27 protein-coding genes, 1 tRNA gene and 1 pseudogene are annotated in these 25,183 nt (G+C 68.9%); 8 read left to right on the top strand and 21 right to left on the bottom strand.

The features are described 5' to 3' along the window. Positions 1 to 52: 52 nt before the first annotated feature. The 6 genes from CDO52_RS26680 to CDO52_RS26705 form a co-directional block, all read right to left on the bottom strand. The gene (locus tag CDO52_RS26680) at positions 53 to 973 is read right to left on the bottom strand and encodes a hypothetical protein (protein ID WP_017618369.1); all 921 of its coding nucleotides are present in this window, start codon (positions 971 to 973) and stop codon (positions 53 to 55) included. After that, positions 973 to 1,191, bottom strand: a complete 219-nt coding sequence (locus tag CDO52_RS26685) for a heavy-metal-associated domain-containing protein (RefSeq protein ID WP_017618368.1) — start codon at positions 1,189 to 1,191, stop codon at positions 973 to 975. Before CDO52_RS26685 ends, CDO52_RS26680 begins: the two co-directional genes overlap by 1 nt. A 311-nt stretch (positions 1,192 to 1,502) precedes the next feature. Next, positions 1,503 to 2,624, bottom strand: coding sequence for an ABC transporter permease (locus CDO52_RS26690; RefSeq protein ID WP_232524340.1), 1,122 nt, complete (start codon positions 2,622 to 2,624; stop codon positions 1,503 to 1,505). Positions 2,625 to 2,799: 175 nt separating this feature from the next. Then, the gene (locus CDO52_RS26695) at positions 2,800 to 3,615 is read right to left on the bottom strand and encodes an ABC transporter ATP-binding protein (protein ID WP_152471587.1); all 816 of its coding nucleotides are present in this window, start codon (positions 3,613 to 3,615) and stop codon (positions 2,800 to 2,802) included. A gap of 5 nt (positions 3,616 to 3,620) precedes the next feature. Then, the gene (locus tag CDO52_RS26700) at positions 3,621 to 4,766 is read right to left on the bottom strand and encodes a peptidoglycan-binding protein (RefSeq protein WP_017618365.1); all 1,146 of its coding nucleotides are present in this window, start codon (positions 4,764 to 4,766) and stop codon (positions 3,621 to 3,623) included. Continuing rightward, positions 4,763 to 5,302 (bottom strand): hypothetical protein, encoded by a 540-nt coding sequence (locus CDO52_RS26705; RefSeq protein ID WP_017618364.1) that lies wholly within the window; start codon positions 5,300 to 5,302, stop codon positions 4,763 to 4,765. The genes CDO52_RS26700 and CDO52_RS26705 overlap by 4 nt, the downstream gene beginning before the upstream one ends. 206 nt (positions 5,303 to 5,508) lie before the next feature. On the opposite strand from CDO52_RS26705, the gene CDO52_RS26710 reads away from it, so the two are divergent. Next, positions 5,509 to 6,165 carry a response regulator transcription factor gene (locus CDO52_RS26710; protein ID WP_026125742.1) on the top strand — a complete coding sequence of 219 codons (657 nt, stop codon included), beginning with the start codon at positions 5,509 to 5,511 and terminating at the stop codon, positions 6,163 to 6,165. A 1-nt stretch (position 6,166) separates the two neighbouring features. Continuing rightward, on the top strand, positions 6,167 to 7,381 hold the full coding sequence (locus CDO52_RS26715) for a sensor histidine kinase (protein ID WP_017618362.1): 1,215 nt from the start codon (positions 6,167 to 6,169) through the stop codon (positions 7,379 to 7,381). 669 nt (positions 7,382 to 8,050) lie between these two features. Here the strand turns inward: CDO52_RS26715 and CDO52_RS26720 are convergent. The 8 genes from CDO52_RS26720 to CDO52_RS26760 form a co-directional block, all read right to left on the bottom strand. Continuing rightward, positions 8,051 to 8,650, bottom strand: coding sequence for a GNAT family N-acetyltransferase (locus CDO52_RS26720; protein ID WP_026125741.1), 600 nt, complete (start codon positions 8,648 to 8,650; stop codon positions 8,051 to 8,053). A 121-nt stretch (positions 8,651 to 8,771) separates the two neighbouring features. After that, positions 8,772 to 9,614, bottom strand: a complete 843-nt coding sequence (locus CDO52_RS26725) for an ion transporter (RefSeq protein ID WP_394340772.1) — start codon at positions 9,612 to 9,614, stop codon at positions 8,772 to 8,774. A gap of 258 nt (positions 9,615 to 9,872) precedes the next feature. Further along, positions 9,873 to 11,315: an alanine/glycine:cation symporter family protein gene (locus CDO52_RS26730; protein WP_017618359.1), complete on the bottom strand. Its 1,443-nt coding sequence runs from the start codon at positions 11,313 to 11,315 to the stop codon at positions 9,873 to 9,875. Between the two features lie 187 nt (positions 11,316 to 11,502). Further along, positions 11,503 to 12,438 carry a DUF5996 family protein gene (locus CDO52_RS26735; protein WP_017618358.1) on the bottom strand — a complete coding sequence of 312 codons (936 nt, stop codon included), beginning with the start codon at positions 12,436 to 12,438 and terminating at the stop codon, positions 11,503 to 11,505. A gap of 52 nt (positions 12,439 to 12,490) precedes the next feature. Then, positions 12,491 to 13,222, bottom strand: a complete 732-nt coding sequence (locus CDO52_RS26740; RefSeq protein WP_026125740.1) for an rRNA methyltransferase — start codon at positions 13,220 to 13,222, stop codon at positions 12,491 to 12,493. A gap of 99 nt (positions 13,223 to 13,321) precedes the next feature. Then, positions 13,322 to 14,020 (bottom strand): hypothetical protein, encoded by a 699-nt coding sequence (locus CDO52_RS26745; protein WP_026125739.1) that lies wholly within the window; start codon positions 14,018 to 14,020, stop codon positions 13,322 to 13,324. Positions 14,021 to 14,109: 89 nt separating this feature from the next. Further along, positions 14,110 to 14,535, bottom strand: coding sequence for a hypothetical protein (locus CDO52_RS26750; RefSeq protein ID WP_017618355.1), 426 nt, complete (start codon positions 14,533 to 14,535; stop codon positions 14,110 to 14,112). 679 nt (positions 14,536 to 15,214) lie between these two features. Next, positions 15,215 to 15,289 (bottom strand) — tRNA-Asp (locus CDO52_RS26760). Positions 15,290 to 15,800: 511 nt separating this feature from the next. Here CDO52_RS26760 and CDO52_RS26765 point away from each other — a divergent pair. Then, positions 15,801 to 17,084 (top strand): DUF418 domain-containing protein, encoded by a 1,284-nt coding sequence (locus CDO52_RS26765; RefSeq protein WP_094932774.1) that lies wholly within the window; start codon positions 15,801 to 15,803, stop codon positions 17,082 to 17,084. 17 nt (positions 17,085 to 17,101) lie between these two features. Here the strand turns inward: CDO52_RS26765 and CDO52_RS26770 are convergent, their stop codons facing one another. Both CDO52_RS26770 and CDO52_RS28395 read right to left on the bottom strand, forming a co-directional pair. Then, positions 17,102 to 17,368 carry a hypothetical protein gene (locus CDO52_RS26770; protein ID WP_017618351.1) on the bottom strand — a complete coding sequence of 89 codons (267 nt, stop codon included), beginning with the start codon at positions 17,366 to 17,368 and terminating at the stop codon, positions 17,102 to 17,104. Between the two features lie 10 nt (positions 17,369 to 17,378). Further along, on the bottom strand, positions 17,379 to 17,531 hold the full coding sequence (locus tag CDO52_RS28395; RefSeq protein WP_017618350.1) for a hypothetical protein: 153 nt from the start codon (positions 17,529 to 17,531) through the stop codon (positions 17,379 to 17,381). A 160-nt stretch (positions 17,532 to 17,691) separates the two neighbouring features. Between CDO52_RS28395 and CDO52_RS26775 the strand changes: the two genes are divergently transcribed. Further along, positions 17,692 to 17,988: a GntR family transcriptional regulator gene (locus CDO52_RS26775; protein ID WP_017618349.1), complete on the top strand. Its 297-nt coding sequence runs from the start codon at positions 17,692 to 17,694 to the stop codon at positions 17,986 to 17,988. Positions 17,989 to 17,992: 4 nt separating this feature from the next. On the opposite strand, the gene CDO52_RS26780 is transcribed toward CDO52_RS26775, so the two are convergent. Then, on the bottom strand, positions 17,993 to 19,663 hold the full coding sequence (locus CDO52_RS26780) for an ATP-binding cassette domain-containing protein (RefSeq protein ID WP_017618348.1): 1,671 nt from the start codon (positions 19,661 to 19,663) through the stop codon (positions 17,993 to 17,995). A gap of 196 nt (positions 19,664 to 19,859) precedes the next feature. Between CDO52_RS26780 and CDO52_RS26785 the strand changes: the two genes are divergently transcribed. Next, positions 19,860 to 20,255 (top strand): DUF7691 family protein, encoded by a 396-nt coding sequence (locus CDO52_RS26785; protein ID WP_232524341.1) that lies wholly within the window; start codon positions 19,860 to 19,862, stop codon positions 20,253 to 20,255. Positions 20,256 to 20,356: 101 nt separating this feature from the next. On the opposite strand, the gene CDO52_RS26790 is transcribed toward CDO52_RS26785, so the two are convergent. Next, complete coding sequence (locus tag CDO52_RS26790) at positions 20,357 to 20,668, bottom strand: transcriptional regulator (protein WP_017618346.1); 312 nt, start codon at positions 20,666 to 20,668, stop codon at positions 20,357 to 20,359. After that, on the bottom strand, positions 20,665 to 21,135 hold the full coding sequence (locus CDO52_RS26795) for a hypothetical protein (RefSeq protein WP_033299932.1): 471 nt from the start codon (positions 21,133 to 21,135) through the stop codon (positions 20,665 to 20,667). Before CDO52_RS26795 ends, CDO52_RS26790 begins: the two co-directional genes overlap by 4 nt. Before the next feature lie 98 nt (positions 21,136 to 21,233). Between CDO52_RS26795 and CDO52_RS29005 the strand changes: the two are divergent. Then, a pseudogene (locus tag CDO52_RS29005) lies at positions 21,234 to 21,436 on the top strand (DNA-binding transcriptional regulator); the annotation flags it as partial. Between the two features lie 134 nt (positions 21,437 to 21,570). Here the strand turns inward: CDO52_RS29005 and CDO52_RS26805 are convergent. Further along, on the bottom strand, positions 21,571 to 21,894 hold the full coding sequence (locus CDO52_RS26805; RefSeq protein ID WP_017618344.1) for a TfoX/Sxy family protein: 324 nt from the start codon (positions 21,892 to 21,894) through the stop codon (positions 21,571 to 21,573). Positions 21,895 to 22,264: 370 nt separating this feature from the next. Here CDO52_RS26805 and CDO52_RS26810 point away from each other — a divergent pair, with 370 nt between their 5' ends. Next, positions 22,265 to 23,005 carry a TlpA family protein disulfide reductase gene (locus CDO52_RS26810; protein ID WP_017618343.1) on the top strand — a complete coding sequence of 247 codons (741 nt, stop codon included), beginning with the start codon at positions 22,265 to 22,267 and terminating at the stop codon, positions 23,003 to 23,005. 44 nt (positions 23,006 to 23,049) lie between these two features. Here the strand turns inward: CDO52_RS26810 and CDO52_RS26815 are convergent, their stop codons facing one another. Next, positions 23,050 to 23,868, bottom strand: coding sequence for an SGNH/GDSL hydrolase family protein (locus tag CDO52_RS26815; protein ID WP_094932775.1), 819 nt, complete (start codon positions 23,866 to 23,868; stop codon positions 23,050 to 23,052). A gap of 413 nt (positions 23,869 to 24,281) precedes the next feature. On the opposite strand from CDO52_RS26815, the gene CDO52_RS27900 reads away from it, so the two are divergent. Next, positions 24,282 to 24,836 carry a hypothetical protein gene (locus tag CDO52_RS27900; protein ID WP_152471584.1) on the top strand — a complete coding sequence of 185 codons (555 nt, stop codon included), beginning with the start codon at positions 24,282 to 24,284 and terminating at the stop codon, positions 24,834 to 24,836. Positions 24,837 to 25,183 lie beyond the last annotated feature (347 nt).

Consider the following 25,183-nt stretch of genomic DNA (forward strand, 5'->3'; position numbering starts at 1 on the left):
CCTCTGATCGAGTCTATGGAGGGTGGGAAATATCCGGAGCTGGGCGTTCACGTCAGTGCCCCGACTCGCGGCCACCCGTGCCGCCCGTATCGCCCGCCACTGCGGTGAATTCAGCTGTACGGACCTTTCCGTCATGCCGAAAGTCCAGGTAGAGACGGTAGGTACCAGGTGTCGGGACTTGAGCCGCGAAAGTGACGTCCGGACCGGGCTTGGTCGTTCCGTCTCCGGGCTCGCCGCGCGGGTGGACGTGCGTGTAGGCGAGATCGCCGTCGCGCAGCGCCACCACGTGGCCGTAGACGCCCATGACGGGCTGCAGGTCGGTGACGGGTTCGCCGTCCTTGGTGACGGTGAAGGTGAGCTCGCTCGGGCGCCCGGCTGTGAGCTGCCCGTCGAGGTCGATCACGTATCCGTCGATCTGCGCCGTCGCGGCGGGCTCCGGCGGCCTCACCGGCCGATACTCGCCCTCGATGGCGATGTCCGCACCGAGGACCCGGCTGTCCCCGCGCTCGTCGCCTTCCGGGACGAAGTCGGCGAACATCCGATAGGGCCCGGGGGTATCCAGCTCGGCGGGGACGCTCCACACACCGTCGTCGTCCATCTCGGGGTGGAGATGGTGGTACTCGTCGGCGTCGCGGCCGACCACGATGACGTGCATGAGCTGCTCATGCACGACGGCGAAGTCGGTGACGGGAGCGCCGTCCGGGCCGGTGATCCGGAAGGAGAGCTTGGCCTCCTCCCCCGCCTCCTTCGGCGCGGTGAGCAGGTCGAGGGTGTAGTCACCCTCGGAGACTTGCAGGCCCTCCGGAACGCTTTCGGTGCCCGCGGATCCACTCGCGGTGTGGCCGTCGTCACGTTCCGCCGAGGCGGCGTCAGCGGGCCCGAGGGGGCCGACCAGACGGCCGACCCCGGCCGCCCCGCCGAACGCCAGGACCAGCCCCAGGCCGTAGATGCCCAGCTTCGCGGGGACGTTCATCAGCCGACCTTCACCGCGTAACCGGCCTCTTCGACGGCGGCGCGGACGCGCGCGTCGTCGACCGGGCCGTTACTGGTGACGGTGAGGCGACCGGTGGGCAGATCGACGTCCACGTCGGTGACGCTGGAAATGCCGCGGACCTCCGTGTCGACCGAACTGACGCAGTGGCCGCAGGTCATGCCCTCGACCTCGTACACGGTGGTGGTGCTCGCCGACATCGTGGCCTCCTCGCTCTCGGTGGGGTTCGGGACGTTTCGGTCCCTCGCAGATGTACGTCGCGGACGGAGCGGCTGGTTCGACACCCCATATCCAGCAACGCTCCCATTCGTACCATACCCCCCTAGGGTATGCCAACAGTGCACTTGTTCACACGTAGCCGACATCCCATCCTCAGCGGTCGTATCGCAGCACATCGGACATCCACCCACGCGGCGAGGGGCGGTGCGCGAAGCCGCGCGCCGCCCCTCGTCTGCCGGTCGCCCCGAGCCGTCCGGGCCGCCTCCTCTCCGACGGGTCGGCTCTTTGACCGCTATCCGGACCCGAGCGCCTCGGTCGGGGCCATACGGGCCGCGCGCACAGCGGGCAGCAGACCGGCCACGGCCCCGATCCCGATCGTCGCCAGGACGCCCCCCACCAGCGCCCACATGGGAATCGCGATCAACCACCCCTGGGACAGCGCGTAGCCCGAGGTGACCAGCGCGCCGAGCACCGCTCCCGCAGCTCCGCCAAGCGCCGACAGCACCATCGCCTCCACCAGGAACTGGCCGCGGATCTGCCGCCGCGTCGCCCCGAGCGCGCGGCGCAGCCCGATCTCGCCCCGGCGCTCCAGTACCGAGATGACCATGGTGTTGGCCACACCCACGCCACCAACCAGCAGCGCCACCCCGCCCAGGCCCAGCAACAGCCCGGTGAAGGCCTGGTCGGCGGCCTCCTGCGCCTCCAACGCGTCGGAGGGTCGGGACACCTCGACCTCGAACGGCTTCTCCGGATTGACCGCTTGCGCCAGCACGTCCCGCACCTCACTCACCCGCTCGGGGTCGGTACGCACATAGAGCCCGGTCGGGTGGCCATCCATGCCGAGCCGGTCGGCGGCAGCGGCCCACCCCACGAGCGCGGCGCTGTCGATCTCGGGAGCCAGCGCCACCGGGTCGAGGATGCCGACGACGCTGTAGTACTCGTCGCCGATGAGCACCCGGGTGTCCGCGTCGATGCGCGAGATCCCGAGCCGGTCGGCGGCCGTGCTGCCGAGTACCACGGCGGGGTATTTCGACGTCGCCGCGTTCAGCCACTCCCCCGTCCGCACGTTGGCCCGCAGCGTGTCCGGCAGGCCCAGGTCGGTGCCGTACACCGTGATCCCGCCAGACTCGGCCTTGGGGATGCGGTCGTTGCGGTAGACGGAGGCGTTCTTCACCTCCGCGACCTGCGAGACGCCCTGCACGCCGTCGACGCGCCCGGCACCGCCGATCGACTCCATCGGCAGCTTCGCGGACCCGCCGAACAGCGCGTCGCCCGGCGCGGCCGTGACCAGGTTGGTTCCCAAGCTCGCCAACTGCGCGTCCAGCGCCGCCCTACTCGACGAGGAGATGCCGACGACCGCGATCATCGCCGCGATGCCGATGGCGATCCCCAGTGCTGACAGAACCACCCGCACGGGGCGAGTGCGCAGCCCGCTCGCTCCGGTCCGCACCAGGTCAGCGAGGGAGAGCCGGGCCGGGCGGGGACCGCCGCGCCGCCTCCGGAACCCGGGCAGCCGAAGCGGAAACAGCCGCCCGAACCGGGTACGGCGGTGTGGGCCCTCTGCACCGCCCGTCCGCTGCCTCCCCTTGCTACCCCAACGCATGGTGGCCCCCGTTCCCGGCGTCCCGAGCGCCACCGGCCGGGACCGGCCCCTCGGAGCGGGGGTCCGCAGGCGGGGAACCCCGCGCCGACCGTTCGTCGGCGACGATCCGGCCGTCCCGCACCCGGATCCTCCGGGGGAGCTGGTCCGCCAGCTCCATGTCGTGGGTGATGATCACGACCGTCGCCCCGGCCGCGTTGAGCTCCCGCAGCAGCTCGACGACGGCCTCCCCTGAAGCCGAGTCGAGTGCGCCGGTGGGTTCGTCGGCGAGGATCAGACTGGGGTCGCCGACGATCGCGCGGGCGATGGCCACCCGCTGCTTCTGCCCGCCGGACAGCTGGTGCGGACGGTGGTGCAGCCGGTCGCCCACCCCCACCCGGACGAGGGCGGTGCGGGCGCGTTCGCGTCGGTGCCGCAGCGGCATCCCGGTGTAGAGCAGCCCGTCGGCGACGTTGTCCAGCGCGGTGACGTTGAGGGCCAGGTGGAACTGCTGGAACACGAACCCGACGGCCCGTGCCCGCAGCGCGGACGTCCCGTCGTCGTCGAGGTCGGCGATGTCGTACCCGGCGATCCGCACGCTGCCGCTGCTCGGTACGTCGAGCATGCCGAGCAGGTTGAGCAGGGTGGACTTGCCCGAGCCCGAGGGGCCGACGATCCCCAGCAGCTCGCCCCGGTCGATCCGGAACCCCACCTCGTCAAGCGCGCGCACGTCCCCCGGGTACAAGCGCGACACCTCCACCAGCTCAGCCGCCGGGGCCTGGGCGACCGCCCCGTTCATAGTGCTCGGCGCGCTCCTCGCGCTCATCCGGCTCATTCCGGCACCACCACCTCGGTGCCCTCCTTGATGCCGTCGCCGGAGATCTCGACCTGGCCGTCGGCGAACATCCCCGTCTCGACCTCGACGTCTTTGACCCCGCCGTTCTTGTCCACGACGGAGACGCCGTAGCCGCCGCCCGGCAGCGCGGTGAGCGCGCCGACCGGGACCGCGAGCACGTCCTCCACGCTGTCGCTGACCAGCGCGACCTTGACCGGCGCCTGGTCGAAGAACTGACCCTTCGGCACGTCGTCGAGCTTGATCACGACGTCGATCACGGTGTCCCCGCCCCCGCCGTCGGGATTGCCGTCGTCGGACTGCTCCTCCTTGGCCACCGAGCCGACCGAGGTGACCGTCCCCGTGGCCTTGCCACCGCCGGGCAGTTCCACGTCGACCTGGTCGCCCTTGCTGACCAGCTCGCGGTCCTCCACCTTCAGCGGCACGTCGACCCCCCGGTCACCCGACGTCGTCGACATCACCGGGGCGGAGGGCGAGGTGCGCTCGCCGACCTTCACGTCCTTGCCGGAGACCCGCACCGAGCCCGACGCGAACCACACGTTGGCCGGATCGACCTCACCGCTCTGCGGCAGCCCCACCTGCTTCTGCCAGCGCTTGACGGCGTAGGCGGTCAGCTCGGTGTACTCGTTGTCGACCGTGAACCCGCCGTAGCCGAGTTCACTCAGCGCTTGCTCGAACTGGCGCACGTCCTCACCCTTGTCTCCGACGGCGAGTGTGCGGAAGGCGGGCTTGTCGCCGCGCAGGAGGCTGACCGGCTTGCCGTCGACCTCGTAGAGCTTGCCGCCCGGGTCGATCACCTTGCCCCCCTTCGGCAGCCAGGTGACGACGCCCTCAGCGCCGGAGACGACGGACCCGCCGCCCCCGTAGCCCAGTTTCCCGTCGACGCTCTTACGTTCCTCCAGCGTCGTACGCTGCACCTGGGCGGTGGCCCCGGGCGCCGACGCCCCGCTGTCGGAGTCCTTGTCCGGCCCGCCCCAGCCGAGCACCGCGCCCATCGCGGCCAGGGCCGCCACCAGCAGCAGGACCAGCGTGACGATGGTGATCTTCAGGCGCCGTCCGCGACCGCGCGGCGACTCCTCGTCGGCCAGTTGGTCGGTCACCGTCGCGGGGGTCTCGACGCTCACTCGTCCTTCCCCATGGTGATGCTCGGGCCGCCGCCGGTCTTCTCGCCGCAGGCCTTCATGGCCTCTTCCATCTTCTTCTGATCCCCGCTGAGGTCGAGGGCGAGGCCCTCGCCCTTCTTCGGGTCCTCGACGTCGACGCCGTTGTCCCGCAGGCAATTGGCCATCTCCAGGTTGTCCTGGAAGATCTCCTCGTCGGAGCGGTCGTCCTCCGGCATGGGCATCAGGTCGTCGCACTTCTCCAGGGCCTTCTTCACGGTGTCGTCCTCGTCGCCCCCGCGCGGCAGGGCCGGCATCGCCCCCTCCTCCCCCTTCGGGTCCGGTACGTCGACGCCGTTGTCCCGCATGCACTGGGCGAACTTCACGCCGTCGCCCTTGGCGTCGGCGCTCGACTCCCCCGAAGCGGAGCCGCCCGACGCGTCGGGCTTGTCATCGCCGAAGCCCAGCTGCGAGCACCCGCCGAGCAGCAGGGCGCCCAGGAGTGCGGCGATTCCGAGAACCGGTTTCCGGTACGTCGTCATGTCTCCCTCGACCTTCATGGACGTGGTTTCGGTCGCCAGGTAGCGACCACATGACGGACATGCCAGCAGCCCGCCGGTTACCTCGTGGTTACGCCGATGACCTGGAGATATGCAGGGAGAACGCAGACGGATGAGGTAACCATGGTGTAACCGGGGTCGCGATACGGATAGCCGCGCGCGGACCTCGCTCGGGGGCCGGAACACCATGTATGGGGGACCTACGGATGCGCGTCCTGATCGTCGAGGACGAACCCTCACTCGCCGCCTCCATCGCCGAGGGGCTGCGCGGCGAGGGGATGGCCGTGGACGTCGCCGCCGACGGCGCGACGGGCTCGGAGATGGCGGCCGTGCACGGCTATGACGTGATCGTCCTCGACCGCGACCTGCCGCGCCTGCACGGCGACGAGATCTGCCGCCGGATCGCCGCCGACCCGGACGCCGACGCCCGAGTGTTGATGCTCACAGCCGCCGGAGAGGTCGACGACCGCGTGGCCGGGCTCTCTCTGGGCGCCGACGACTACCTGGCCAAACCGTTCGCCTACCGGGAACTGGTCGCGCGCGTGTACGCGCTCGGCCGCCGCTCCCGCCCGGCGCCGCCGCCCACGCTGGAGCGCCGGGGCGTCCGCCTCGACCCATTGCGCAGGACGGCGGAGCGCGACGGCCGCGCCCTCGATCTGACCGCCAAGGAGCTGGGCGTGCTGGAGGAGCTGCTGCGGGCCGACGGCGCGCCCGTCACCGCGACCCAGCTGACCGAGAAGGTGTGGGACGAGCACCTCGATCCCTTCAGCGGGGTGCTGAAGGTGGTGGTGCACCGGCTGCGCCGCAAGCTCGGCCGCCCGCCGCTGATCGAGACCGTCCCCGGACACGGATACCGGATCTGACATGCCCAACCCGTTCATCGCCCGACTGCGGAGCACGCCGATGACCGTGCGCACCAAGCTCGCCCTCATCTACACGGGGGTCTTCCTGGTCGGCGGGGTGCTGCTGCTCGGGCTGAACTACGTGATCGTGTCGTCGAGCCTGGCCGATCGGGGCGACGTCCTCCTTGTCCAGGCGACGGACTGGGCCACGACCACCAACGGGGAAGAGATGCCCACCGCGGTGCTGCCCCGGGACCGCAGCCAGACCATGCGTGCTCAGCCCGCCCAGGCCATTGAGGGCTACCAGGACGGCGTGCTGAATGACCTGCTGCTGCGCTCCGGACTCGGGCTCGTCGCCGCCACCGCGCTGGCGGCGCTCGGCGGATGGCTCGTCGCGGGACGCCCGCTGCGCCGCCTCCACCAGGTCACCGAGACGGCGCGGCGGCTGTCCGAGCACGACCTCGGGCGCCGCCTCGCGCTATCGGGCCCGCCCGACGAGTTCCGCGAGCTCGGTTCCACCTTCAACGGGATGCTGGAGCGGCTGCAGTCCGCGTTCGAGAGCCAGCGCCGGTTCGTCGCCAACGCCTCGCATGAGCTGCGCACGCCGATGGCCAGCCAGCGGGCCGCCGTCGAGGTCGCGCTGGCCCAGGGGCGGGTGCCCGACGACCTGCGGCCCGCGATGGAGCGTGTCCTGGAGTCGGCCGACCGCAGTGAGCGGCTGATCTCCGGATTGCTGCTCCTCGCCCGTTCCGACCGGGGACTCACCGCCGCCGAGCCGGTCGACCTGGCTGACGCGGCACAGCGGGCGCTGGGGACGCAGGCCGACGCGGTGGCGGAAGCAGGCGTGGAGCTCCGGTCCGATCTGACGTCGGTCGTGGTCGACGGCGACCAGGTGCTGTTGGAGCAGCTGGTCGGCAACCTGGTCGACAACGCGGTCCGCTACAACCGCCCGGACGGGTCTGTGTGGATCGAGGTGGAGGAGACGGACGCCGAGGCGGTGCTGCGGGTCGCCAACCCCGGGCCGGAGGTCGCCGACGCCGATCGGCTGTTCGAGCCGTTCGACCGCGGCGGCCGCGACCGCCTGCACGACCAGGACGGCGGCAGCGGCCTGGGGCTGTCCATCGTCAGGTCGATCGCGATGGCGCACGGCGGCCGGGCGAGTGCCGCCCCGCGCCCCGGCGGTGGACTGGTCGTCACCGTCCGTCTGCCGCTACTGGCCGACGACGAAACGCCGTAACGCTCTGTCTGGAATCCGGGCAGGTGAGTGCCTGACCAATGACGATAATCCCCGCATTATCGAGCAATGTCAGGGGGTGGCGAAATGCCATTTCTGCCTATCCGCCCGAAACAGCTCAGCCGCGAACCAGATCGTCGGAGAAATCGTGGTTGGCGCACACCTCCGCAGGTGACAACTGTGAATGCGCGGGGCCCACGCCCCGAAATCCCCGCGCGCCGCAGTTCCGGGCGAGGCCGAATAGAGCCTGATCCACGGGCTCGCCCACGCATTCTCAAGGAGGCCGATGAGAACCAGATGTGTTCAGGCCAGAGCCGCCGCCACCCCCGCGACCGATGTCGGTACCGCGGGCCCCACGCGCGTCGGCCGCTGGTACGACCCCCGCCATCACGGCCGCGCGAGACCGGAGCCGTTCGTGGCGTGCCGACTCGCGTGGCTCCACCACGTGCTGTCGCCGAGATGACGCGATCGCCCGGTCCTGGTGGGGTTCTCGACGCGCCGCGAGGACCGGGCGCGGCCGGGTGCGGACACAGGCGCGTTCCGCCCGGTGCCTCCGCCGCCGTCCGGTGGTGGAGGCACCGGAGGCCGCGCGTGGCCGCGGCGGCCACCGGTCTGCCCGCCGCGAATTCCGGCCGCGAGCCGGCCGTTCACGGGGGCGAATTCTCGGCGGTCTCACCCCTCCTTGAGGGCGAGTCGGGCGATGGGCCGCCCACTGACGGGGTGGGCTGTGCAGGTGAATCCGGCCTTCTGGAACATCCGCACGGTACCGGTGTATACCTCGGCGCTGGGGGCGCGTCCGCCGGCGGTGTCGATCGGATACGCCTCCAGCACCCGGCCTCCGCAAGCACGCGCATGGTCGATCGCTGCGATCAGCAACCGGGATCCCATCCCTTTGCGACGGCGGCGCGGGGGTAGCCAGAAGCACACCAGTGACCACACGCCCGGCTCATTGGGGTCGACGGGGCGCAGCGACCGCGACCGCGACAGTCGGATGAAGTCCTCCCGGGGCGCCACGGACACCCAGCCGCAGGGCCGCGCGTCCTCGTAGGCGATCAGTCCGGGAACCTTCCCGTCGAGGGTCACTCGTTTCAGCGTCTCGTGGTTGGAGGCCCCGCGTTCGGGCGGGGAACACGACACACTTCCGGTGAAATCCTTGGCCCTGCGTCGGAAGTACACACACCAGCAATGCCCATAGGCCCCGGTTGGCCCGAACAGTTGTTGCAGGTCCTCCCATCGATCCGGAGTGGCGGGCTCGATCGAGATGACGGTCATCAGACCCCCTCGGCGCACACTGGTCGTGACCCAGAACACTAGCGACTCCGGGCCGTGTCCGGCACCCTCCGGTCCGTCCGGATCGCGGTCTTTCCGCAGGTGGAACCCGCGATAAGAGAATCTAGGAAGCCTCCTTCGACACCGAGCTCCCCGCACGGGCGCGCAGCTCAGCCACCTCCGCCCGCAGTGCGCGGAGCTCGGCCAGCACCGCGTCCTGATCGCGGTCGGGGTCGTGGCCGCGCCGGACCTCGGCGCTGCGATCACCGCCGTCGTGCTCCAGGGCCTCGACCGCCACGGCGATGAAAAGGTTCAGGGCGATAAAGGTCGACGCCAGGATGAACGTGACAAAGAAGACCCATGCCAGGGGCTGCTCGCCCATCACGCCGCGCGCGATCTCCCCCCAGTTGTCCCCCGTCATGATCTGGAAGAGCGTGAACAGAGATGCGAAGACGTCGCCGAAATGCTGTGGCGCGGTCTCGCGGAACAGGTTCGTCGACATCACCGCCGCCACATACAGCAGCAGCGCGACCAGGAACGAGATCGACGCCATCCCCGGCATCGCGCGAAACAGCCCCGTGACGACGTGACGCAGGGACGGGATGACCGACAGCAGGCGGAGAACGCGCAAAATCCGCAGGACACGCATCACGGCGAACGGCCCGGTGGACGGGAGCAGCGCGATCGCCACGACGATCAGGTCGAACCAGCTCCAGGGGTCGCGGAAGAACCCCGCACGGTGCCCGTAGATCCGCAGGGACAGTTCGACGACGAACACCCACAGGACGGCCGCGTCCAGCGCATGGATCACCTCGCCGTGCTCCGCGAGGAACCACGGTGAGGTCTCCAGCCCGAGGAGGAAGGCGTTGGCCAGGATCAATCCGATGATGATGGTCTGAAACCACCTGGCATCCACAATTACCCGGATTCGGTCAGGAGATAACAAGTGTTCCGACTCCGTCTTCAATCGGAGGAATGGGAGGCGACCGCCAGAGCCTACCGATCCTTTCCGCTAACGAGGGAATGGCCGGGCGGACCGAGCCCTCCGCCGACGGCGCGGCCACCACGACCCAAAACAGTGCCGATCACGTAATTCGATTCAATGCGGAGAATATGTGGAGAATAGGCGGCGAACAACGGTATGAGGACATGAAAAAGCGCCGGCGGCGGAGGCCCGAGGGCCCCGCCACCGGCGGCAGGTGGGAAAAAGCGCTGGAAGAAAGTGTCAGGCCTGGGCCTTCTCCTCTTCCGGGTCCCAGCACTCCACGCCGCGCAGCTGCGGGACGCGGTCGCGGGTGAACACCGGGTCCAGCCCCTGCTTGCGCTGCTCCTGGTAGTCCTTGAGCAGGAGCACGGTGACGCCGCACAGCGGCGCGATGGCCACCAGGTTCACCAGTGCCATGATGCCCATGGCGGTGTCGGCGAGGTTCCACACGATGTCGACCGAGCCGATGGCGCCGAGGAACGTCGCGGTCAGGAAGATCAGCTTGAAGCCGATCATCACGCCCTTGTTCCCGCTCAGGAAGCCCACGTTGGACTCGCCGTAGTAGTAGTTGCCCAGCACCGAGCTGAAGGCGAGCAGCAGCAGGACCACCGTCAGCGCGTGCAGCGACCACGTGCCCAGTCCGGACTGCAGCGCCTCCTGGGTCAGCAGCGGGCCCCGCTCCTCACCGAGTTCCGGGTTGGAGACAAGGATGAGGAAGGCGGTCATGGAGCAGATGATCAGGGTGTCGAAGTAGACGCCCAGGGTCTGCACAAGGCCCTGCTTGACCGGGTGGCTGACGGAGGCGGTGGCACCGGCGTTGGGCGCGGAACCGAGACCGGCCTCGTTGGAGAACATGCCGCGCCGCACGCCCTGCACGATCACCGTGCCCAGGGTGGCACCGGCGAACTCGCGGATGCCGAAGGCGCTCTCGAAGATCATCGAGAACACGGCGGGGATCTGGTCCGCGTGCGTCACGACCACGGCCAGGCCCATCACGATGTAGACCAGCGCCATGAACGGCACCAGCGCCTGGGAGACGGCCGCGATCCGTCGCACACCGCCGAAGACCACGGCCGCGGTGATCCCCACCAGCACGGCGCCGACCGCCGCGCCGAGCCAGCTGGGAGCCGTCGCCCCGCCGGCCTCAACCGAGCCCTTGATGGCACCGGAGATGGTGTTGCTCTGCACCGCGTTGAACGTGAAGCCGAACGTGATGGTGATGGTGATCGCGAAGATCACGCCGAGCCAGCGAGCGCCCAGCCCGCGCTCCATGTAGTAAGCGGGGCCGCCGCGGAAGCCGGTCTTGTCACGCACCTTGTAGAGCTGGCCCAGCGTGGACTCGACGAAGCTCGCCGCGCCCACCACCAGGCCCATGAGCCACATCCACAGCACGGCGCCGGGTCCGCCGACCGCGATGGCGCCGGCTACACCGACGACGTTGCCGGTCCCGATGCGCGCCGCCGCGGAGATGGAGAACGCCTGGAAGGAGGAGATGGCCTTCTTGCCATCCGGTGCGGTCTCGGGGGCGCCACGCAGCGTCCGGATCATGTCCGGGATGAGACGCAGCTGGACGCCGCCCAGCCGGACCGTGAAATAGATGCTCAGAATCGCCAAGAGGGGGATGAGCAGGTACTGCCAGAAGCCGTCTGTGAGAAAGACGACCGTTTCGTTGATACGGTCCACGGCCCGAAGTGCTCCTTTGCGACTGGGGGATAACGTCGCAGCAGTACCCACGCATTGCGGACGGAACACCGCGAAGCACCACACGTTGCCGGAAACGGACCATTCTGTGACCTGAGTCGCTCACGGGTCACGATCCGCCCACCCAACGTGCGCGCCGCCGGCTCTGGAGTCTCTTCGTTTCCCCAGGTCACGATGTGGCGTGGTGGGGATCGGTCACGCCTCCCGGACTCGCCAGCGCGGCGCGGTCCCAGCCGAGCAGCTCCGCGCCCGCCTGATAGGCGGCCTCGTAGAAGGAGAGCACCGCCGACCGGGGGTCGGGTGCCCGGTGCGCTTCGGCACAGGGCAGCAGCGCCAGATGGCCCTTGCCGCTCGGCGTCCAATGGGCCCCGATGGGCAACGGGCGATCGGTGATGCCCTCGGGTTCGGGCGCCGTGTAGGAGTAGAAGGCCGGTTCTCCGACGCTCTCGTCGCCGAACCAGAAGCCGAAGGAGATCGCGTCGCGTGAGTACGCCTCGCGGATCAACGGCCCCGCATCCCGCGGCTGTGCGACGACGCGGTCGCCGAACCGGGTCATAGCAAGGTCGAAGGTGTGCCAGAAATGGTGCACGGGGCTGGTCTTGCCCGAGAACTCGGCGGCGAACGCCTCCAGCACCATGCCGACCTGGCTGAGCACCCGCCAGTAGCGGTTCACGGCCGCCGGGTCGTAGTGGGCGTGCTCGATGTCCTCGACGAACGGGCGCCCCGAGTCGGGCAGGTCATAGGGCCGGGGATTCGGGATACGGGCGTGGACGCCCAGCCCGTCCAGCGTCGCGAGCACCTCGCGGTAGAACGTGGACACACTGTGGCCGGGCAACAGGAACGACGCGCTGCGACCGTGGATGGTGCGGGCCACCAGGAGGTGGTCCACGAAGTCGAAGTCGACGGTGAACACCGGATTGCCGTCGACCACCCCCATGGGTCGGGTGGTGATGCCGTTGCCGCAGAGGTGGAAGGAGGCGTTCCACCAGTGATTGCGGCGCGGTGCGGAGGTCAGCCGGATCTTGCCGACGACCTGGAGGAACCGGTGCAGTGTCTCCTTGGTGTCGGCCCAGTCCCGCAATGGGACCGCAGGGAACAGCTCCATCCCGAGTCCTCCGTCCTCCCGGGCGGACCGGAAAGCATGTCGGATACCCCCATCATCGCAGCTGACGCGCGTGTAGCACGACCGCCGCGCGGTTGCCAACACGAACACGCTCCAGCGCGCGCACGCCGTCCGGCAGCGGGATCTTGCGGGCGCGGGCGGTGACGGCAAGGACGGCGTGGTCCGGGAGCACGGAGGCGAGCGAGTGGAGCAGTGCCGGGAGCGGGTCGGTTCCGGGGGCGGGGACATCTCCGGACCAGTGGGTGAGGTCGCCGTAGGGAACGTCGGTGACGACCAGGTCGACCGGGTGTTCGGGCGGATCTGGAACGAAGGCGTCGCCTGGGCGCACGGTGTGTGGCAGATCGCCGCCGAGACCGGCGAGGCCGTCGGCCAGCCGCCGCGCGGCATCGGCCCGCTCCAGGAACGACGGTTTGCCGAACTCCGCCGCCCCCGCGCGCAGCTCCCGCTCGCGCGCGGCCAACCCGTCCACCGTCAGCAGGTCGAGGTTGCGGGCAGCGATACCGAGCGCGTCCGGGTCGACGTCCGTGGCGAGGATGTGCGCCAACCGGTCGCGGTGCAGCAACCCGAGGACGGTCGCCAGGTAGCCGCTGCCGCAGCAGGGGTCCCACAGCCGCAGGGGGTCGGAACCGAGATGGGACGCCGCCCGCTGGAAGAGCTCGTCGGCCAGCCGCACCGGGAACCCCGGATGCCCCGGAGCCGAGCGCAGCACGTGGCCGGTGGCCAGGTCGGATCGGTCAGCGCGCTCGGTGGCGTAGCGGTAGGTCATGTCGCCCATGATCTCGCGTCGGAGCCAGTGGGCACCGGCTGCCTGTCCGGCTCGGACAAGGCAGGACAGGCGGCCGGACGCCCACCGCAGAGGCGTGCCTCAGTGCTCGTGGTCGTGCGTGTGACCGTCGTCGTGGTGGCCGTCCTCGGTCCCGCCCGAGTTCGCAGAGGAGTCCGATCCGGATGGACCGGTCGGGGAAGGCTCCTCCTGCCCGTTCTGCTCACCCGCTCCGTTCTCCTCGCCGGTGTCGCCCTCGCCGTGGTGATCGGCCTCGCCGTGCTCGGCCGGAGCCGGCCCGTGGGAGTGGTCCCCGGCCGCGCCGACCGCCGCAGCCGTCGAGAAGGCCACCGCCAGGGCCGCGACGGAGACGGCAGTGATCGTGCCACCGCCGGGTCCGGCGGTCCTCCGGAAGCCGAGTGCCCACAGCGCGCCGAGCACCACCAGGGCCTCGAAGACGGCGGTGGTGATGTCCGTCAATCCGGCGGATTCGGGGACCCCGGCATGGGGACCGACGGGAAGGCCGGCGAAACGACTGACAGCCCACACCGCGAGGAAACCGAGGTTGGCCATTGCTCCCAGAATCAGCACCGGTGCGGTGCCGCGCCAGATGGCGAGGATGGCCCAGAGCACCTGGAACGCGCCCGCTGCCGCGAAGAGAGCGCCCGACAACCACCACTCCTCCCAGTGGACGGGCGCCATCACCAGATGGATCTGCGCGGCCCCCAGGGAAAAGGCCACGCTGAGGTAGCGGACAAAACCTCCACGATGCGCCGGAACGGCGCGACGACTCGTACTCATGAATGCTCCCGAAAACGGTCGAATGCCAAAGGACCCGTGTTCGCACGGCGGTGGACGGGCCGGTCCACCCCTCGCGCGACCAGGGGCATCTAGACCCTCAGCAGCGACAGTTCGGCGAGTAAGCGTCGGGAGTCGCGGGGGCGCGGGTGTCGGCCGGTGCGGCGCTCCAGTGGCGCGCGTACCGCGCGGGGAAGCGCGAACAGCAACCGGCGCAATCCCAGCGGATGCGCCCAGAACAGGGCGATGAACAGCCCGAATGTGGCCGCCGCGGTGCCCAGGCAGTCAACATGCGCATGCCCCTCTGTGCCCGTCCACGCCGCGGCGAGATGATCCTCGCCCTGCGTATGACCGTGGGTGGGCTCCTCTGCGGCGTGGTGGGCGGCAGAGCCGTGGTGTCCACCATGCGTCGCGGCGCCGCCGACGCCGTGCACCAGCATGGCCGCGAACAGCGCGCAGAACACCGCGCACACCCACACCACACCAGCGGACCGACCAGCGCGGCGACCGACAGGCATGTCGACTCCTCGCGGATATCGGGGAAGGAGAGGCAGGAGCGGAGGCTGGGCGTCCTGGGGAATCGCCCGCATGACCAGCACGAACACTACCCAGCAGACCCAGGCATTGCTATCCCTTTCGTTGATTTTTACCTCATCGGAACCACGTGACATGGTGCGTCGGCCGCCCCTTCCGACTCGGTGAACACCCTCAGTCAGGCGGCTGCGGCGGCACAGCGGCGGATTGTGTCGACGCGCCAGGAGGCACGACGCCGGGGCGAGCGGATCACGATGTTCGGGCCGGTGGCCGGTGGTGTGAGACGTGCCCGCCAGGAGGCTTCACGCATGAAAAAAGCCTTGAGAATGGATGGGTGGTCCAAGGGGACCGGGCAAGCGGACGAACAACAACCGCAGACCCAAGTACTACAGCCGAAGACTGTGCCGCCTGTTCTACCTATCGGCGCAGTCGGCGCTGCTACGGCCGGGGGCCTCTCAGGAGTACTACCGGCGCAAGAGAGCTGAGGGGATGCTTCATCCTCAGGCGGTGTTGTGCCTGGCCAGGCAGCGGATCAACGTGCTCTGGGCAATGCTGAGAGACGGGCGCCCCTATTCGCAGGAACCGGTCCCCTCGACGGCTTGACACCGACATTGAGATACCCGGGGCCAGTGGCTCCCGGGCTTTGATCCGTGGTGATCTGTGCGGTCCTGACGGGATTTGAACCCGCGGCCTCCACCTTGACAGGGTGGCGAGCACTCCTAACTGCTCCACAGGACCTTCAATGTCGCGCTTGCTCCGCTATCCGCAGCGGAGTGCGACATGACAACTCTAGCGGTACTTCGGCAGTGCCCGAGCCATGCGGCCGCATTCGGTCCCCTCGAATCCCCGTGTGCGGCCCCATCATCACGCAGAACGGTCAAATGTCGCGCAGGGTAATATTCTCGGCGGCGCCGCGGCCCTCACTCCGGCGTCGTGATCCTCCCAAGGAGCTCGTCGCCACGTGTTCACCGCCGCCGTAGATCCCCTGTCGGGGATGGTCCTAGCCTGCTCAGTCGCCACCGTCCTCCTGATGGTGCACGCCGCGTTCGGTCACCCCCGGAATCAGCGTCCACGACGCCCGCGGACAGCGGACCAGGCACTCTGCCTCAGCGCGCCGTCCATGCCATGGGCACACGACCGCACGCACGAGGCGCGGATCATCGATGTCTCCACTCCCAGCCGCGGACCGTGACCCTGGCCACCTCCTCCCCCTCCCCCACCGTCCGACCGGGATCCCACAGGAGAACCAGTGGCACACGAGAGCCCTGCGCAACAGCGGCGCCCGCGCCTCGCCGGGGTCGACATCGCCCGCGGCATCGCTCTGATCGGCATGTTCATCGCCCACTTGGGCGTGCCCTTCTCCGCGTTCGCCGTTTCCGGCGACCCCTACTCGATCGCCAGCGGGATCACGGAGTCCGCCACCTTCCCTGACCGCGTGGCCGCCCTCATCTGGGAGGGCGTCAGCGGCCGTTCGGCCGCTCTGTTCGCCATGCTCGCCGGGGTGTCACTGACGTTCATCGCGGGGCTGCGTGAGGTGGTCACCAGCGCCGAGGACCGGCGGCGGATCCGCGTCAAGATCGTCGTGCGCGCGATGGTGCTGATCGTGGTCGGGTACGGGCTGTCGGCCTTCGGCAGCGTGGCCGTGATCCTGCACTACTACGGGCTGTTCTTCCTGCTGGCGCTCCCGCTGCTGTGGCTGCGCGGGAGAGCCCTGGCCCTGATCGGTGGCCTGGTGATGCTCATCGGGCCGGTGATCGGTGTTCCGGCGAGTGCCGCTGCCGAGGAAGTCATCGGCGACGCGCCCGCCGTGCTCATCGGTGTGCCCCACGAGCCGTTCTTCTCCTACGTCCTGCCGGGCGGCTTGGGTGACGACCCCACGCTGTTCGAACTGGCGCTTCCGTCGGACGGTTTGGTGGACCTGCTCGTCTCCGGGACCTATCCGGCGGTGGCGTACATGGCCTACGTCATCGTCGGAATGGTGGTCGGCCGCCTGGACCTGCGCGCGGCACAGACGCGTGCGCGGCTGGTCACGATCGGCCTGGTCGGCGCGGTCCTGGGATACGCGGTCTCCTGGGTGCTCGTGCGGCTGCTGCCCGCCGAGCCGCCGAAGGTGTTCGGGGTCGAGGCCGAGGAGCTGCTGCTCGCGGATCCGCACAGCGACACCACCTTCGAGCTGCTCGGCAATACCGGTACGGCCCTCGTGGTGCTGGGCCTGTGCTTGTTCGCGGCCGACCGCGCCCGGCACCTGCTGTACCCGCTGGCGTCGGTGGGGACGATGACGCTCACGCTCTACTCGGGGCACATCGCCGTGATGTGGCTGACCGAACCGCTGGGATCGGGCTACGGAGGGATCAGCGACGTGCTCACGCACGACGCGGAGATCTACGTGATCGCCGCGCTTCTCCTCTCTTCTCTGTGGCGGTACAGGTTCGGCAGCGGGCCGTTGGAACGCATGCTCACCAGGGCCGCCAACGGGATCTCGGACCGCGTGGTGCCACGCCCGCGCGCCCCTACGGAGTCGGTCGGCGTATGAGGCGCGCGGGCGCTGGATCACACCATCGGCGGCGTGTCCTCCCAATAGGCGCCGTCGCCGACCTGCTCTAGCCGCCCAGCTGCCCATGAGGTGGACAGCAGCGAGATACGGCGCCCGACCCGCGCGGGCGGGTTCTCCAGCTCACGCACGAACTTTTCGACGTCCTCGTGCATGACGGTGGGCGCGCGGTCAGTGTCGGGGTCGGTGGCGACGGCGATCCACAGGTGCGGGGTGCGTCGTATGGTCCAGCGGTCGGCGTACCAGTTCCGCAGAAGCCTCAGCATCGGGTCGTCGTCAGGCCTCATCGGGTCGCCCCGCACCGGATGAAGCGGCCAGTCCGGCGAACTGCTGGAATCTGTCGTCCTCGATGGCGCGGTCGTGTTCCACGGCTAGGAGATAGGGACGCACGCGGTTCGCGGACCGCAGGCGGGCACGGTTAGTCTTCATCTGTCATCAGCTCCGCTGTAGCTGGTGGCCTCGCCCCGGGACAGTGGCTGCTGTCGCCGGGGTCTACTTGTGCTCAGTTACTGTACCTTGACCATTACATGCCATGCTATAGCCTGATACAAAAGAGCCCTGCAGGATAGGGCCTTCTAGCGTTCTAGTCATGGTGGATGCGCGTATCCCGGATGGCTACGGCCCGGATGACGAACTGGACTACGAGGGCCCGGAGCCGATATGGCTGCAGCTGGCCGCTGTCCTGGTCGCCCGCATTGAACAGGGCGTTTACCTGCCTCGTCGTCCCATCCCTGGCGTCGACCGATTGGTCCAAGAGTTCGGTATCGCTCGCGGCACCGTGCGCAAGACGGTGGCGTTCCTCGAAGAGCGCGGGTATGTCCGCGCAGTGAGCGGCAAAGGCACCTTCGTCACTGAGCGCCCCGGCTCAGGATCCGACGCCGAATAGTCGACTATGTGCGTCCCCGACGCACTCGCCCCTCGTCCCACACGGGTGCGTCCGAAGGGTAGACCTCGCCATCGGCCCCGAAGACCAGGAACCGGTCGAAGGAACGCGCGAACCACCGGTCGTGCGTGACGGCGAGCACCGTGCCCTCGAACGCCTCCAAGGCCGCCTCCAGCGCTTCGGCCGACTCCACGTCCAAGTTGTCCGTGGGCTCGTCGAGCAGGAGCATGGTCGCGCCGGACAGCTCCAGGAGCAGGATCTGGAACCGGGCCTGCTGCCCGCCGGACAGGGCGTCGAAGCGGGTCTCGCGCTGGTGCACCAGTTCGTAGCGGTGCAGTGCGGGTGCCGAACGATCCAGCGGGAGCGAGTACTCGTCCTCCAGGATCGCGGTGAGCGCGCGGCCGTTCCACTCCGGATGGTGGTGGGTCTGCGCGAAGTGGCCGGGCACGACGCGCGCTCCGAGGCGGGCCTCGCCGGTGTGCGGGACGGTCGAGGGGTCGGCGAGCAGGCGCAGGAAGTGCGACTTCCCCGACCCGTTCGAACCGAGCACGCCGACGCGCTCGCCGTAGAACACCTCCGCGGAGAAGGGGTGCATCAGCCCCGTGAGCTCAAGGTCAGTGCAGGTCAGCGCGCGGACGCCGGTGCGGCCGCCGCGCAGCCGCATCTTGATGTCCTGCGGACGCGGGGGTTCAGGTGGCGGCCCGGCCTCCTCGAACTTGCGCAGCCGGGTCTGCGCGGCGCGGTAGCGGCTGGACATGTCGTCGTTGTACGCGGCCTTCTGGCGTAGCGCCTGCACCAGCTCACGGAGCTGGGCATGCCGCTCGTCCCAGCGGCGGCGCATCTCGGCGAATCGCGCGTGGCGGTCGGCGCGGGCGTCGTGGTACCCGGTGAACCCGCCGCCGTGCACCCACGCCGAGTTTCCGGCGGCCGAGCCACCCTCCAGGGTGATGACGTGGGTGGCGGTGCGGTCCAGCAGCTCTCGGTCGTGGCTGATGAACAGCACGGTCTTCGGGGTCGTGCGGAGCTGTTCCTCGAGCCAGTTCTTGGCCGGAACATCGAGATAGTTGTCGGGCTCGTCCAGGAGCAGGACATCATCGGGGCCCTGAAGCAGCGCTTCCAGGACGAGCCGCTTCTGCTCGCCGCCGGAGAGGGTGCCCAGTTCGCGGTACTGGGCGCGGGCGAAGGGGATGCCCAATGCGCTGACGGTGCAGACGTCCCACAGCACCTCGGCGTCGTATCCCCCGGAGTCGGCCCAGTCCGCCAGCGCCTGCGCGTAGCGGAGCTGGGTCTGCTCGTCGTCGCGCTCCATCATGGCCAGCTCGGCGACGTCGAGTGCGCGCGCCGCCGCACGTACAGGCGGGGGCGCAACAGAGACGAGCAGGTCACGCACCGAAGAGTCGGCGGTCAGGGGCGTGGTGACGCCGTCCGCCCCTGCTTCGGCGTTGGCGTGCGAGCCGATGAACTGCCGCATCACCCCGAGCCGCCCACTGCGGGTGATCGCCCCGCTGGACGGGGCCGTGTCCCCGGAGACGATGTGCATGAGCGTGGTCTTTCCGCTGCCGTTCGCTCCGACGAGAACCGCTTTCATCCCCTCCCCGACACGGAAGGAGGCGTCGTCGAGCAGCGTCCGACCATCGGGAAGCACGAACCCGACTCCGGCAACGTCGATGTGACCCATGGGGCGTCACTATGCCGCCCGCTGCGGGCGCGGGTCGACCGATTTTTCGGCCGACGCCGTGACCTCCGGATCAGCACGTCATCACATCTCGGAGCTAGCGAACGCGAAGTTCGTGAACCCCGGCAGCTGTCACATTCCTTGGCCCAGAAAGGGCGCGGCATCCGTTCTGTCGCGGGCGATCTGTAGGTTCCTCGATATGAGTGCAGGACTGATGGCTTACAGCGTCGATCTCGCCCGGATCTCCCACGCCGAGGCGGCCCCCTACCGAAGCCAGTGCGAACGCTACGGGGAGTTCCTCCCCAACGCCCCCTTCTACCCGGTGAGGTTCTGGTGGTTCGCCGAGGTGGACAGGGCGCTGGCGGACTTGGGCGTGAAGGCGGTGCGCTTGGACGACCTGTGGATGGGCGCGGAAGACGGCGCGCAATGGAGCACGGAAGAGGTGCGCCGAGCCGCGGTGCAGGCGCGCGCCGTGACCACCGAACAGGTGCAGGCTCTGGAGGACTACTCCATCTGTGAGTCGGTGCAGACAGTCCTGGGGTGGATTAGAGGGGCGGCCGAGCAGGGCCACGGAATCGTCGGCTTCTACCACTGACCGCTGCCAGGCCGGACAGCCCACGGACGTCATCCGGCAGCAGAGACCTCGAGGCGATGGCGGGAGGAAGCCGCGAGGAACAGGACGCCCCGCAGCGGGGACTACTCCTGCGCTTGGTCGACTATGGCGTGCAAGGCCGCCACATGTCCCCGGTAAGCGGTGCGGCCAGCGGCGGTGAGCTTGAGCCACACCCTCTGCCGGGTGTCACGGACGGCCTTGTGCTGCTCCACGTACCCCGCGTCCATCAGAACGCTCACGTGCTTGCTGAGCACCGAGGCACTCACTCCGAGCTGTTCCTGGACGAGGCTGAACTCGATCTGGGTCACCGCGTCCAGCAGCGCGCAGATCCGCAGGCGCTGCGGCGCGTGGATGACGGCGTCGAAGCCGTCGATCGCGGTAGTCGAACGCGTCATGAGGCGGTGCCGCCCCGGAACCGGTGGTGGATGCCGAAGACAATGATGCCCACGCCCACCGCCACGGTGAGCGCGTTCGTCGCCCACGACAGGTCGAGGACGCCTTCCAGCACGATATAGGCCACCAGCACCGGCAGCATGATGACGGCAAGCGGCAGCATCTGCCGGGGTGTCAGCCACGCCAGCACCCGCATCCGCTTGACCACCAGATGCACGATCCCAGCGAGCCCTGCGGCCCAGACAGCGAGCCCACCCAGGAAGATGGCCGGCCCGAGGGGCAGGTCCGGCACCAACGACATCAGCGGTCCGACCGGTGCGATCCACGCACCCACGGCCAGGAAGTACCACAGTGGAGTGCGGATATCGCTAATCGAGGCGCGGGCCTGCTCGACGTCTCCCAGGGCCGCCTCGGCTTCCGCAGGGGTCGGCGGGGGCTGCGCGGTGTTCGAGCTCTCGCGTGTTTCCATGATGGAAAGCATCCCCGTGGATTTCCAACTTGTCAACTCACGACTTTCCGCGGCGGCAACAGAGGCGTCGAGGGCGCCGCCCCTCCCTGGACACCACGGAATCCGGCGTCACCGGCATCGAAGAGACCGCGGTACGCGCCCTGGCCAAACTCAAACAGGTCCTCCCCGACCGTCTACGCCGCCAGGTCGCCACCGCCCCCGTCCCGCTCCCCTGGAACGTGGGCCCCGCGCCGACCCCTCCACCCTCGCCACTCTGGCCGCCGCCTGCCGAGACCACGAGATCGTCGCGTTCGACTACGAGACCGGGGCGGCTCCACGGGACGAGCGCTCCTGTACCGTCGAGCTCTCCGGCAACGACCCGCCACCCCTACTGAGCGCTCCTCCGTCAGCCCGCACCTGCGCTCACGGCTCGGGCAGATGCCACGAGCGGGCGGATCACTTGGGCGGAAGCCCGGCGGTGATCTCCATGGCAAACCGCAGCCAGAAGTCCAGGACGTCATCGTCGAGGGTTTCCTCATCGATCACCACCCAGCTCTTCTGCTCCTTGCCGCGGAACACATAGGGCCGGGCGCCGGTCTTGGCGAGGGCCTCGTCCATGCCCTCAGGCCCGACGCGCACCATCAGACCTTCCTCATAGATGCAGGCCAGCGTGTTCCCCTGGAAGAGGAAGATGATCGCGCCGAACATCTTCTTCGCGGTCACCCCGTCGGCTTCCAGCCGTTCCCAGGCCCGATCCGCCAGCACCTCGTCGTATGCCATAGCGGCACATTCACCAGCTCCCGCGACACCCCCCGTATGCCACGCCAGGCGTCGGCGGCAGCCCGGCTCGGTCCCTGCTCGGCTGCGCGACGATCCTGCCCGGCGTCTTCACCTGCATGAACCCGGGCACGGACACGTCTCCGGCGGACTGGGCACGCCTGGCCAAGTCCGTCCGCCCCGGCACCGGCCCCGAGGACTGCGGCCGGACCGGACCGAACTCCCTCGACTCCAAGCGAAGATTGTTAGCCCACTGACAGTCCACAAATCCGGTCCGAGCGAGATCCGCGAGAGTGCGGGAAAATGGGGGGAGACAGGCGGGATCCGGCGACTCCAGAGAACCGCCGAGTGTCAACAGCCAGGAGCCGAGACCATGCAGGAAACCGGTCCCGAATCTGACCCGGCCGCGTACAACTACGCGCACTTCAGCCTCGCGCACCGCACCATGGACATGCTGGGCGGAGTCCGCGTCGGTGATCCCCTCCCGGACTTCACGGCGACGCGACTGGACGGCGCGGAGGTCCGCGCGCGGGACTACCTCGGCACGCCCATAGTGCTGGAGACCGGCAGCGTCACCTGCCCCATGTACGTGGGACGGGTCCAGCCGATGAACGCGCTGGCGTACCGCTATCCCGAGGCAGAGTTCCTCGTCCTGTACACCCGCGAAGCCCACCCCGGCGCGCGGATCGGGGCGCACCGCACGGCGGCGCAGAAGGCCGCGGGCGCACGCGTCGTCGCCGAGCACGACCGGGAAAGCCGCACCATCCTCATCGACGACCTCCAGGGCTCCGCCCACCGCCAGCTGGGGGCGATGCCCAACACGGTGCACGTGATCGCCCCTGACGGCACCATCGCCTACCGGTCCATCTGGAACGATCCGGAGACCGTCGAGCAGGTGGTGCGCGACCTGCTGCGGGGCAAGGCACCAGCGCAGCATCCAGCCCGGTTCCGGCCAGCAGGTCTGCCCACACTGCTCCGCGTGCTGCGCAGGGCGGGCCGAGGAGCATTGCGCGACTTCGCCAAGGAGGCCCCGAAGATCGCCTGGCTGCACCTCCGACCGTCCCGTTCGGGCCAGGCCCTGTTCCGTTGGCCCAAGCGGAAGGGGAAGCCCTGACGGCACTGCCGTCAGGGCCGAAGCGCACGTTCAATGCCGCCGCATCACGCGATGTCGTCAAGTACCGGAAGGTAGCCGTCGGAGTGGCCTTCGGCCGTCGGGTGGTAGGAGTCACCAACGGGAATGGTCATGCCGTGGATCCAAGGGTCGTCGGAACAGATCTCGTGGCCGGTGAAGGCGGAGCGGACGTCGCCGAAGGAAAAGCCGTGGTCGGCGGCGCGCTTGCCGGTGACGTCGTTGAGTTCGTCGAGGGCACTGTTGACCTCAGCCCGCGATTCTTCGCTTAGGCCCCCTGCAGGACAGGTGCCGCCCAGCTCGTAGATCCGGGGATAGCCCAGGACGACCACGCTGGCACTGCGCGCCTCCCCGCGGATGGCCGTATACACATCATCAAGCCGGCCGGGCAGGGTCTCGTTGATGTAGGCGCGTGCCTCGGCGGCCCGGTCCCTGCAGGCGCTCTCGGTCTGCAGGACGCACGTCACCAGGACTTCGCTCATCCCCGCGTCGTTGGCGCCCGCGGTGATGCTCACCAGCTCGGTGCCGCGACCGAGCGGGCCGACCTGAGAGTCGGTGACGTCGGAGGTGGTGGCTCCCGCACAGGCGGTGAAGTCGAACGAGGACGGGGCATAGGTGTCTGCCCACAGCTGGGGATAGGCGCGAGTGCTGCGTTGGCAGTCTCCGCTGCGGGAATCGTAGGAGCCGGCCCCGACCCCCGATGCGTAGGAGTCGCCAAGAGCGACATAGCCGCCGACTGGCGCAGCGGCTACCGACGGCGGCGTGGCCAGCCCACCGGCTGCGCACAGCGCTACGGCGGCAAGCAGCACGCGGCCACGCCGCGCACTGGTGACAGACTCGGTCGCCATGGTGAAACCTCCTGCGTTTCGGGGGGCGGGCAGGCACGAAGCGGCCGCGAAGGGGAAGCCTCGTCGGCAGCTCGATATGATCACGTCCGACATCGCAGGGCAATCGATCTTGCACGAAAAGTAACTATCGTCGAGGCCAGATGAGGCTGCCCCACCAACCGGGGCCGACCGAGACATCAGGAAAACCCGCCGTGATAGCCCGCGATCGCCCGCGGCTCCGCCTCTCGCGAGCCCAGTCGAGCCACTGAGGTCGCGCAGAGGCCAGGATGCCTACTGAACCGTCAACCGACGCCACCTCGACTGCCCGCGACACGGCGACATCGACGATGTCCGTCTTTCCCCGAAAACCGGTAACGGTGCGCTATCGCCCAACTACCATGAGGCTCACCTCTCCTCGCTGAAGGGACGGCGGGATGGTGACTCAGCCGACGAAGGCACGGACAGCTCTCGCTAGGTACGGCGGCGCGGTCGTCATCGCCGTGGCGGCAACAACTTCGGTAAACGCACCGGCCCAGGCTGCGCCGCTGGACCTCACCTGCACCGGAAATATAGAGCACGTCTTCGACGAGCCTCTGAGCGCAGGCGGCAGCAGCAACGGCACCACCCAAGGCAGTCTGGTCAACTGCCTATCCCCGAACGGTAGTTGGCCCGCCCTCAACAGCGCGAAAATCACCTCCAGCTTCCGAGCGAAAAGCGCCCCCGATGCCAATCCGTGCAGCCTTCAGTTGACGCTCAGCAGGGTCGCTGGCACATTCACCTGGAATACTGGGGAGGTCAGCGACTACGTCGGAAGTGTCAATACCGATCCGAGGCAGGGCGTCGTCGAGATCAACTTCAAGGTCAAGAACGGACCGCTGTCCGGTGACACCGGAACGGTCGCCCCCGTTGTGGCGCGGACTAATGCCGACTGCCTAACAGTCGGTCTCAGGACACTCGACCTCGAAGCGTTCCAGATCGTATTCCAGTGACACTCCTGCGGAATGACCTTGTGGCCAGGCTGGCTGGTCGCGGGGCGCCTGGAGCCTCTATCGTTGATCTCGTCCGTCGCGAGCAGCAAGAATGCCCCGTTCATCGTAGAAATTGAGTTTCGGTCCCACGATCAGGCAACGGTCTTGTTTTGCCTCAGGGCTCGGCGGATTACTGGACGGTGGCATATTCCCGCCACTGACCGACGCTTATGACAGGACCCCGCGGGTAAATGTCGACGACCAGGCGCGCATCCAGGGGAACTCACCAGCCTCGGGTATTCAGCGGAAGGCCCCCTCACCTCGGTCCGCGACACCTGGTATTGGGAACACGGGCACCGTGAATTCAC

Origin of the sequence: Nocardiopsis gilva YIM 90087 (assembly GCF_002263495.1) — a bacterium.
GTDB lineage: Bacteria > Actinomycetota > Actinomycetes > Streptosporangiales > Streptosporangiaceae > Nocardiopsis_C > Nocardiopsis_C gilva.

Excerpts from the sequence above, each read along its gene's own strand:
- CDO52_RS26680 (WP_017618369.1), bottom strand. The coding sequence starts at position 973 with ATGAACGTCCCCGCGAAGCTGGGCATCTACGGCCTGGGGCTGGTCCTG.
- CDO52_RS26685 (WP_017618368.1), bottom strand. The coding sequence starts at position 1,191 with ATGTCGGCGAGCACCACCACCGTGTACGAGGTCGAGGGCATGACCTGC.
- CDO52_RS26695 (WP_152471587.1), bottom strand. The coding sequence starts at position 3,615 with ATGAGCGCGAGGAGCGCGCCGAGCACTATGAACGGGGCGGTCGCCCAG.
- CDO52_RS26705 (WP_017618364.1), bottom strand. The coding sequence starts at position 5,302 with ATGAAGGTCGAGGGAGACATGACGACGTACCGGAAACCGGTTCTCGGA.
- CDO52_RS26710 (WP_026125742.1), top strand. The coding sequence starts at position 5,509 with ATGCGCGTCCTGATCGTCGAGGACGAACCCTCACTCGCCGCCTCCATC.
- CDO52_RS26715 (WP_017618362.1), top strand. The coding sequence starts at position 6,167 with ATGCCCAACCCGTTCATCGCCCGACTGCGGAGCACGCCGATGACCGTG.
- CDO52_RS26720 (WP_026125741.1), bottom strand. The coding sequence starts at position 8,650 with ATGACCGTCATCTCGATCGAGCCCGCCACTCCGGATCGATGGGAGGAC.
- CDO52_RS26735 (WP_017618358.1), bottom strand. The coding sequence starts at position 12,438 with ATGGAGCTGTTCCCTGCGGTCCCATTGCGGGACTGGGCCGACACCAAG.
- CDO52_RS26740 (WP_026125740.1), bottom strand. The coding sequence starts at position 13,222 with ATGACCTACCGCTACGCCACCGAGCGCGCTGACCGATCCGACCTGGCC.
- CDO52_RS26745 (WP_026125739.1), bottom strand. The coding sequence starts at position 14,020 with ATGAGTACGAGTCGTCGCGCCGTTCCGGCGCATCGTGGAGGTTTTGTC.
- CDO52_RS26750 (WP_017618355.1), bottom strand. The coding sequence starts at position 14,535 with ATGCCTGTCGGTCGCCGCGCTGGTCGGTCCGCTGGTGTGGTGTGGGTG.
- CDO52_RS26770 (WP_017618351.1), bottom strand. The coding sequence starts at position 17,368 with ATGCTGAGGCTTCTGCGGAACTGGTACGCCGACCGCTGGACCATACGA.
- CDO52_RS28395 (WP_017618350.1), bottom strand. The coding sequence starts at position 17,531 with ATGAAGACTAACCGTGCCCGCCTGCGGTCCGCGAACCGCGTGCGTCCC.
- CDO52_RS26775 (WP_017618349.1), top strand. The coding sequence starts at position 17,692 with ATGGTGGATGCGCGTATCCCGGATGGCTACGGCCCGGATGACGAACTG.
- CDO52_RS26780 (WP_017618348.1), bottom strand. The coding sequence starts at position 19,663 with ATGGGTCACATCGACGTTGCCGGAGTCGGGTTCGTGCTTCCCGATGGT.
- CDO52_RS26785 (WP_232524341.1), top strand. The coding sequence starts at position 19,860 with ATGAGTGCAGGACTGATGGCTTACAGCGTCGATCTCGCCCGGATCTCC.
- CDO52_RS26790 (WP_017618346.1), bottom strand. The coding sequence starts at position 20,668 with ATGACGCGTTCGACTACCGCGATCGACGGCTTCGACGCCGTCATCCAC.
- CDO52_RS26795 (WP_033299932.1), bottom strand. The coding sequence starts at position 21,135 with ATGGAAACACGCGAGAGCTCGAACACCGCGCAGCCCCCGCCGACCCCT.
- CDO52_RS26805 (WP_017618344.1), bottom strand. The coding sequence starts at position 21,894 with ATGGCATACGACGAGGTGCTGGCGGATCGGGCCTGGGAACGGCTGGAA.
- CDO52_RS26810 (WP_017618343.1), top strand. The coding sequence starts at position 22,265 with ATGCAGGAAACCGGTCCCGAATCTGACCCGGCCGCGTACAACTACGCG.
- CDO52_RS26815 (WP_094932775.1), bottom strand. The coding sequence starts at position 23,868 with ATGGCGACCGAGTCTGTCACCAGTGCGCGGCGTGGCCGCGTGCTGCTT.
- CDO52_RS27900 (WP_152471584.1), top strand. The coding sequence starts at position 24,282 with ATGGTGACTCAGCCGACGAAGGCACGGACAGCTCTCGCTAGGTACGGC.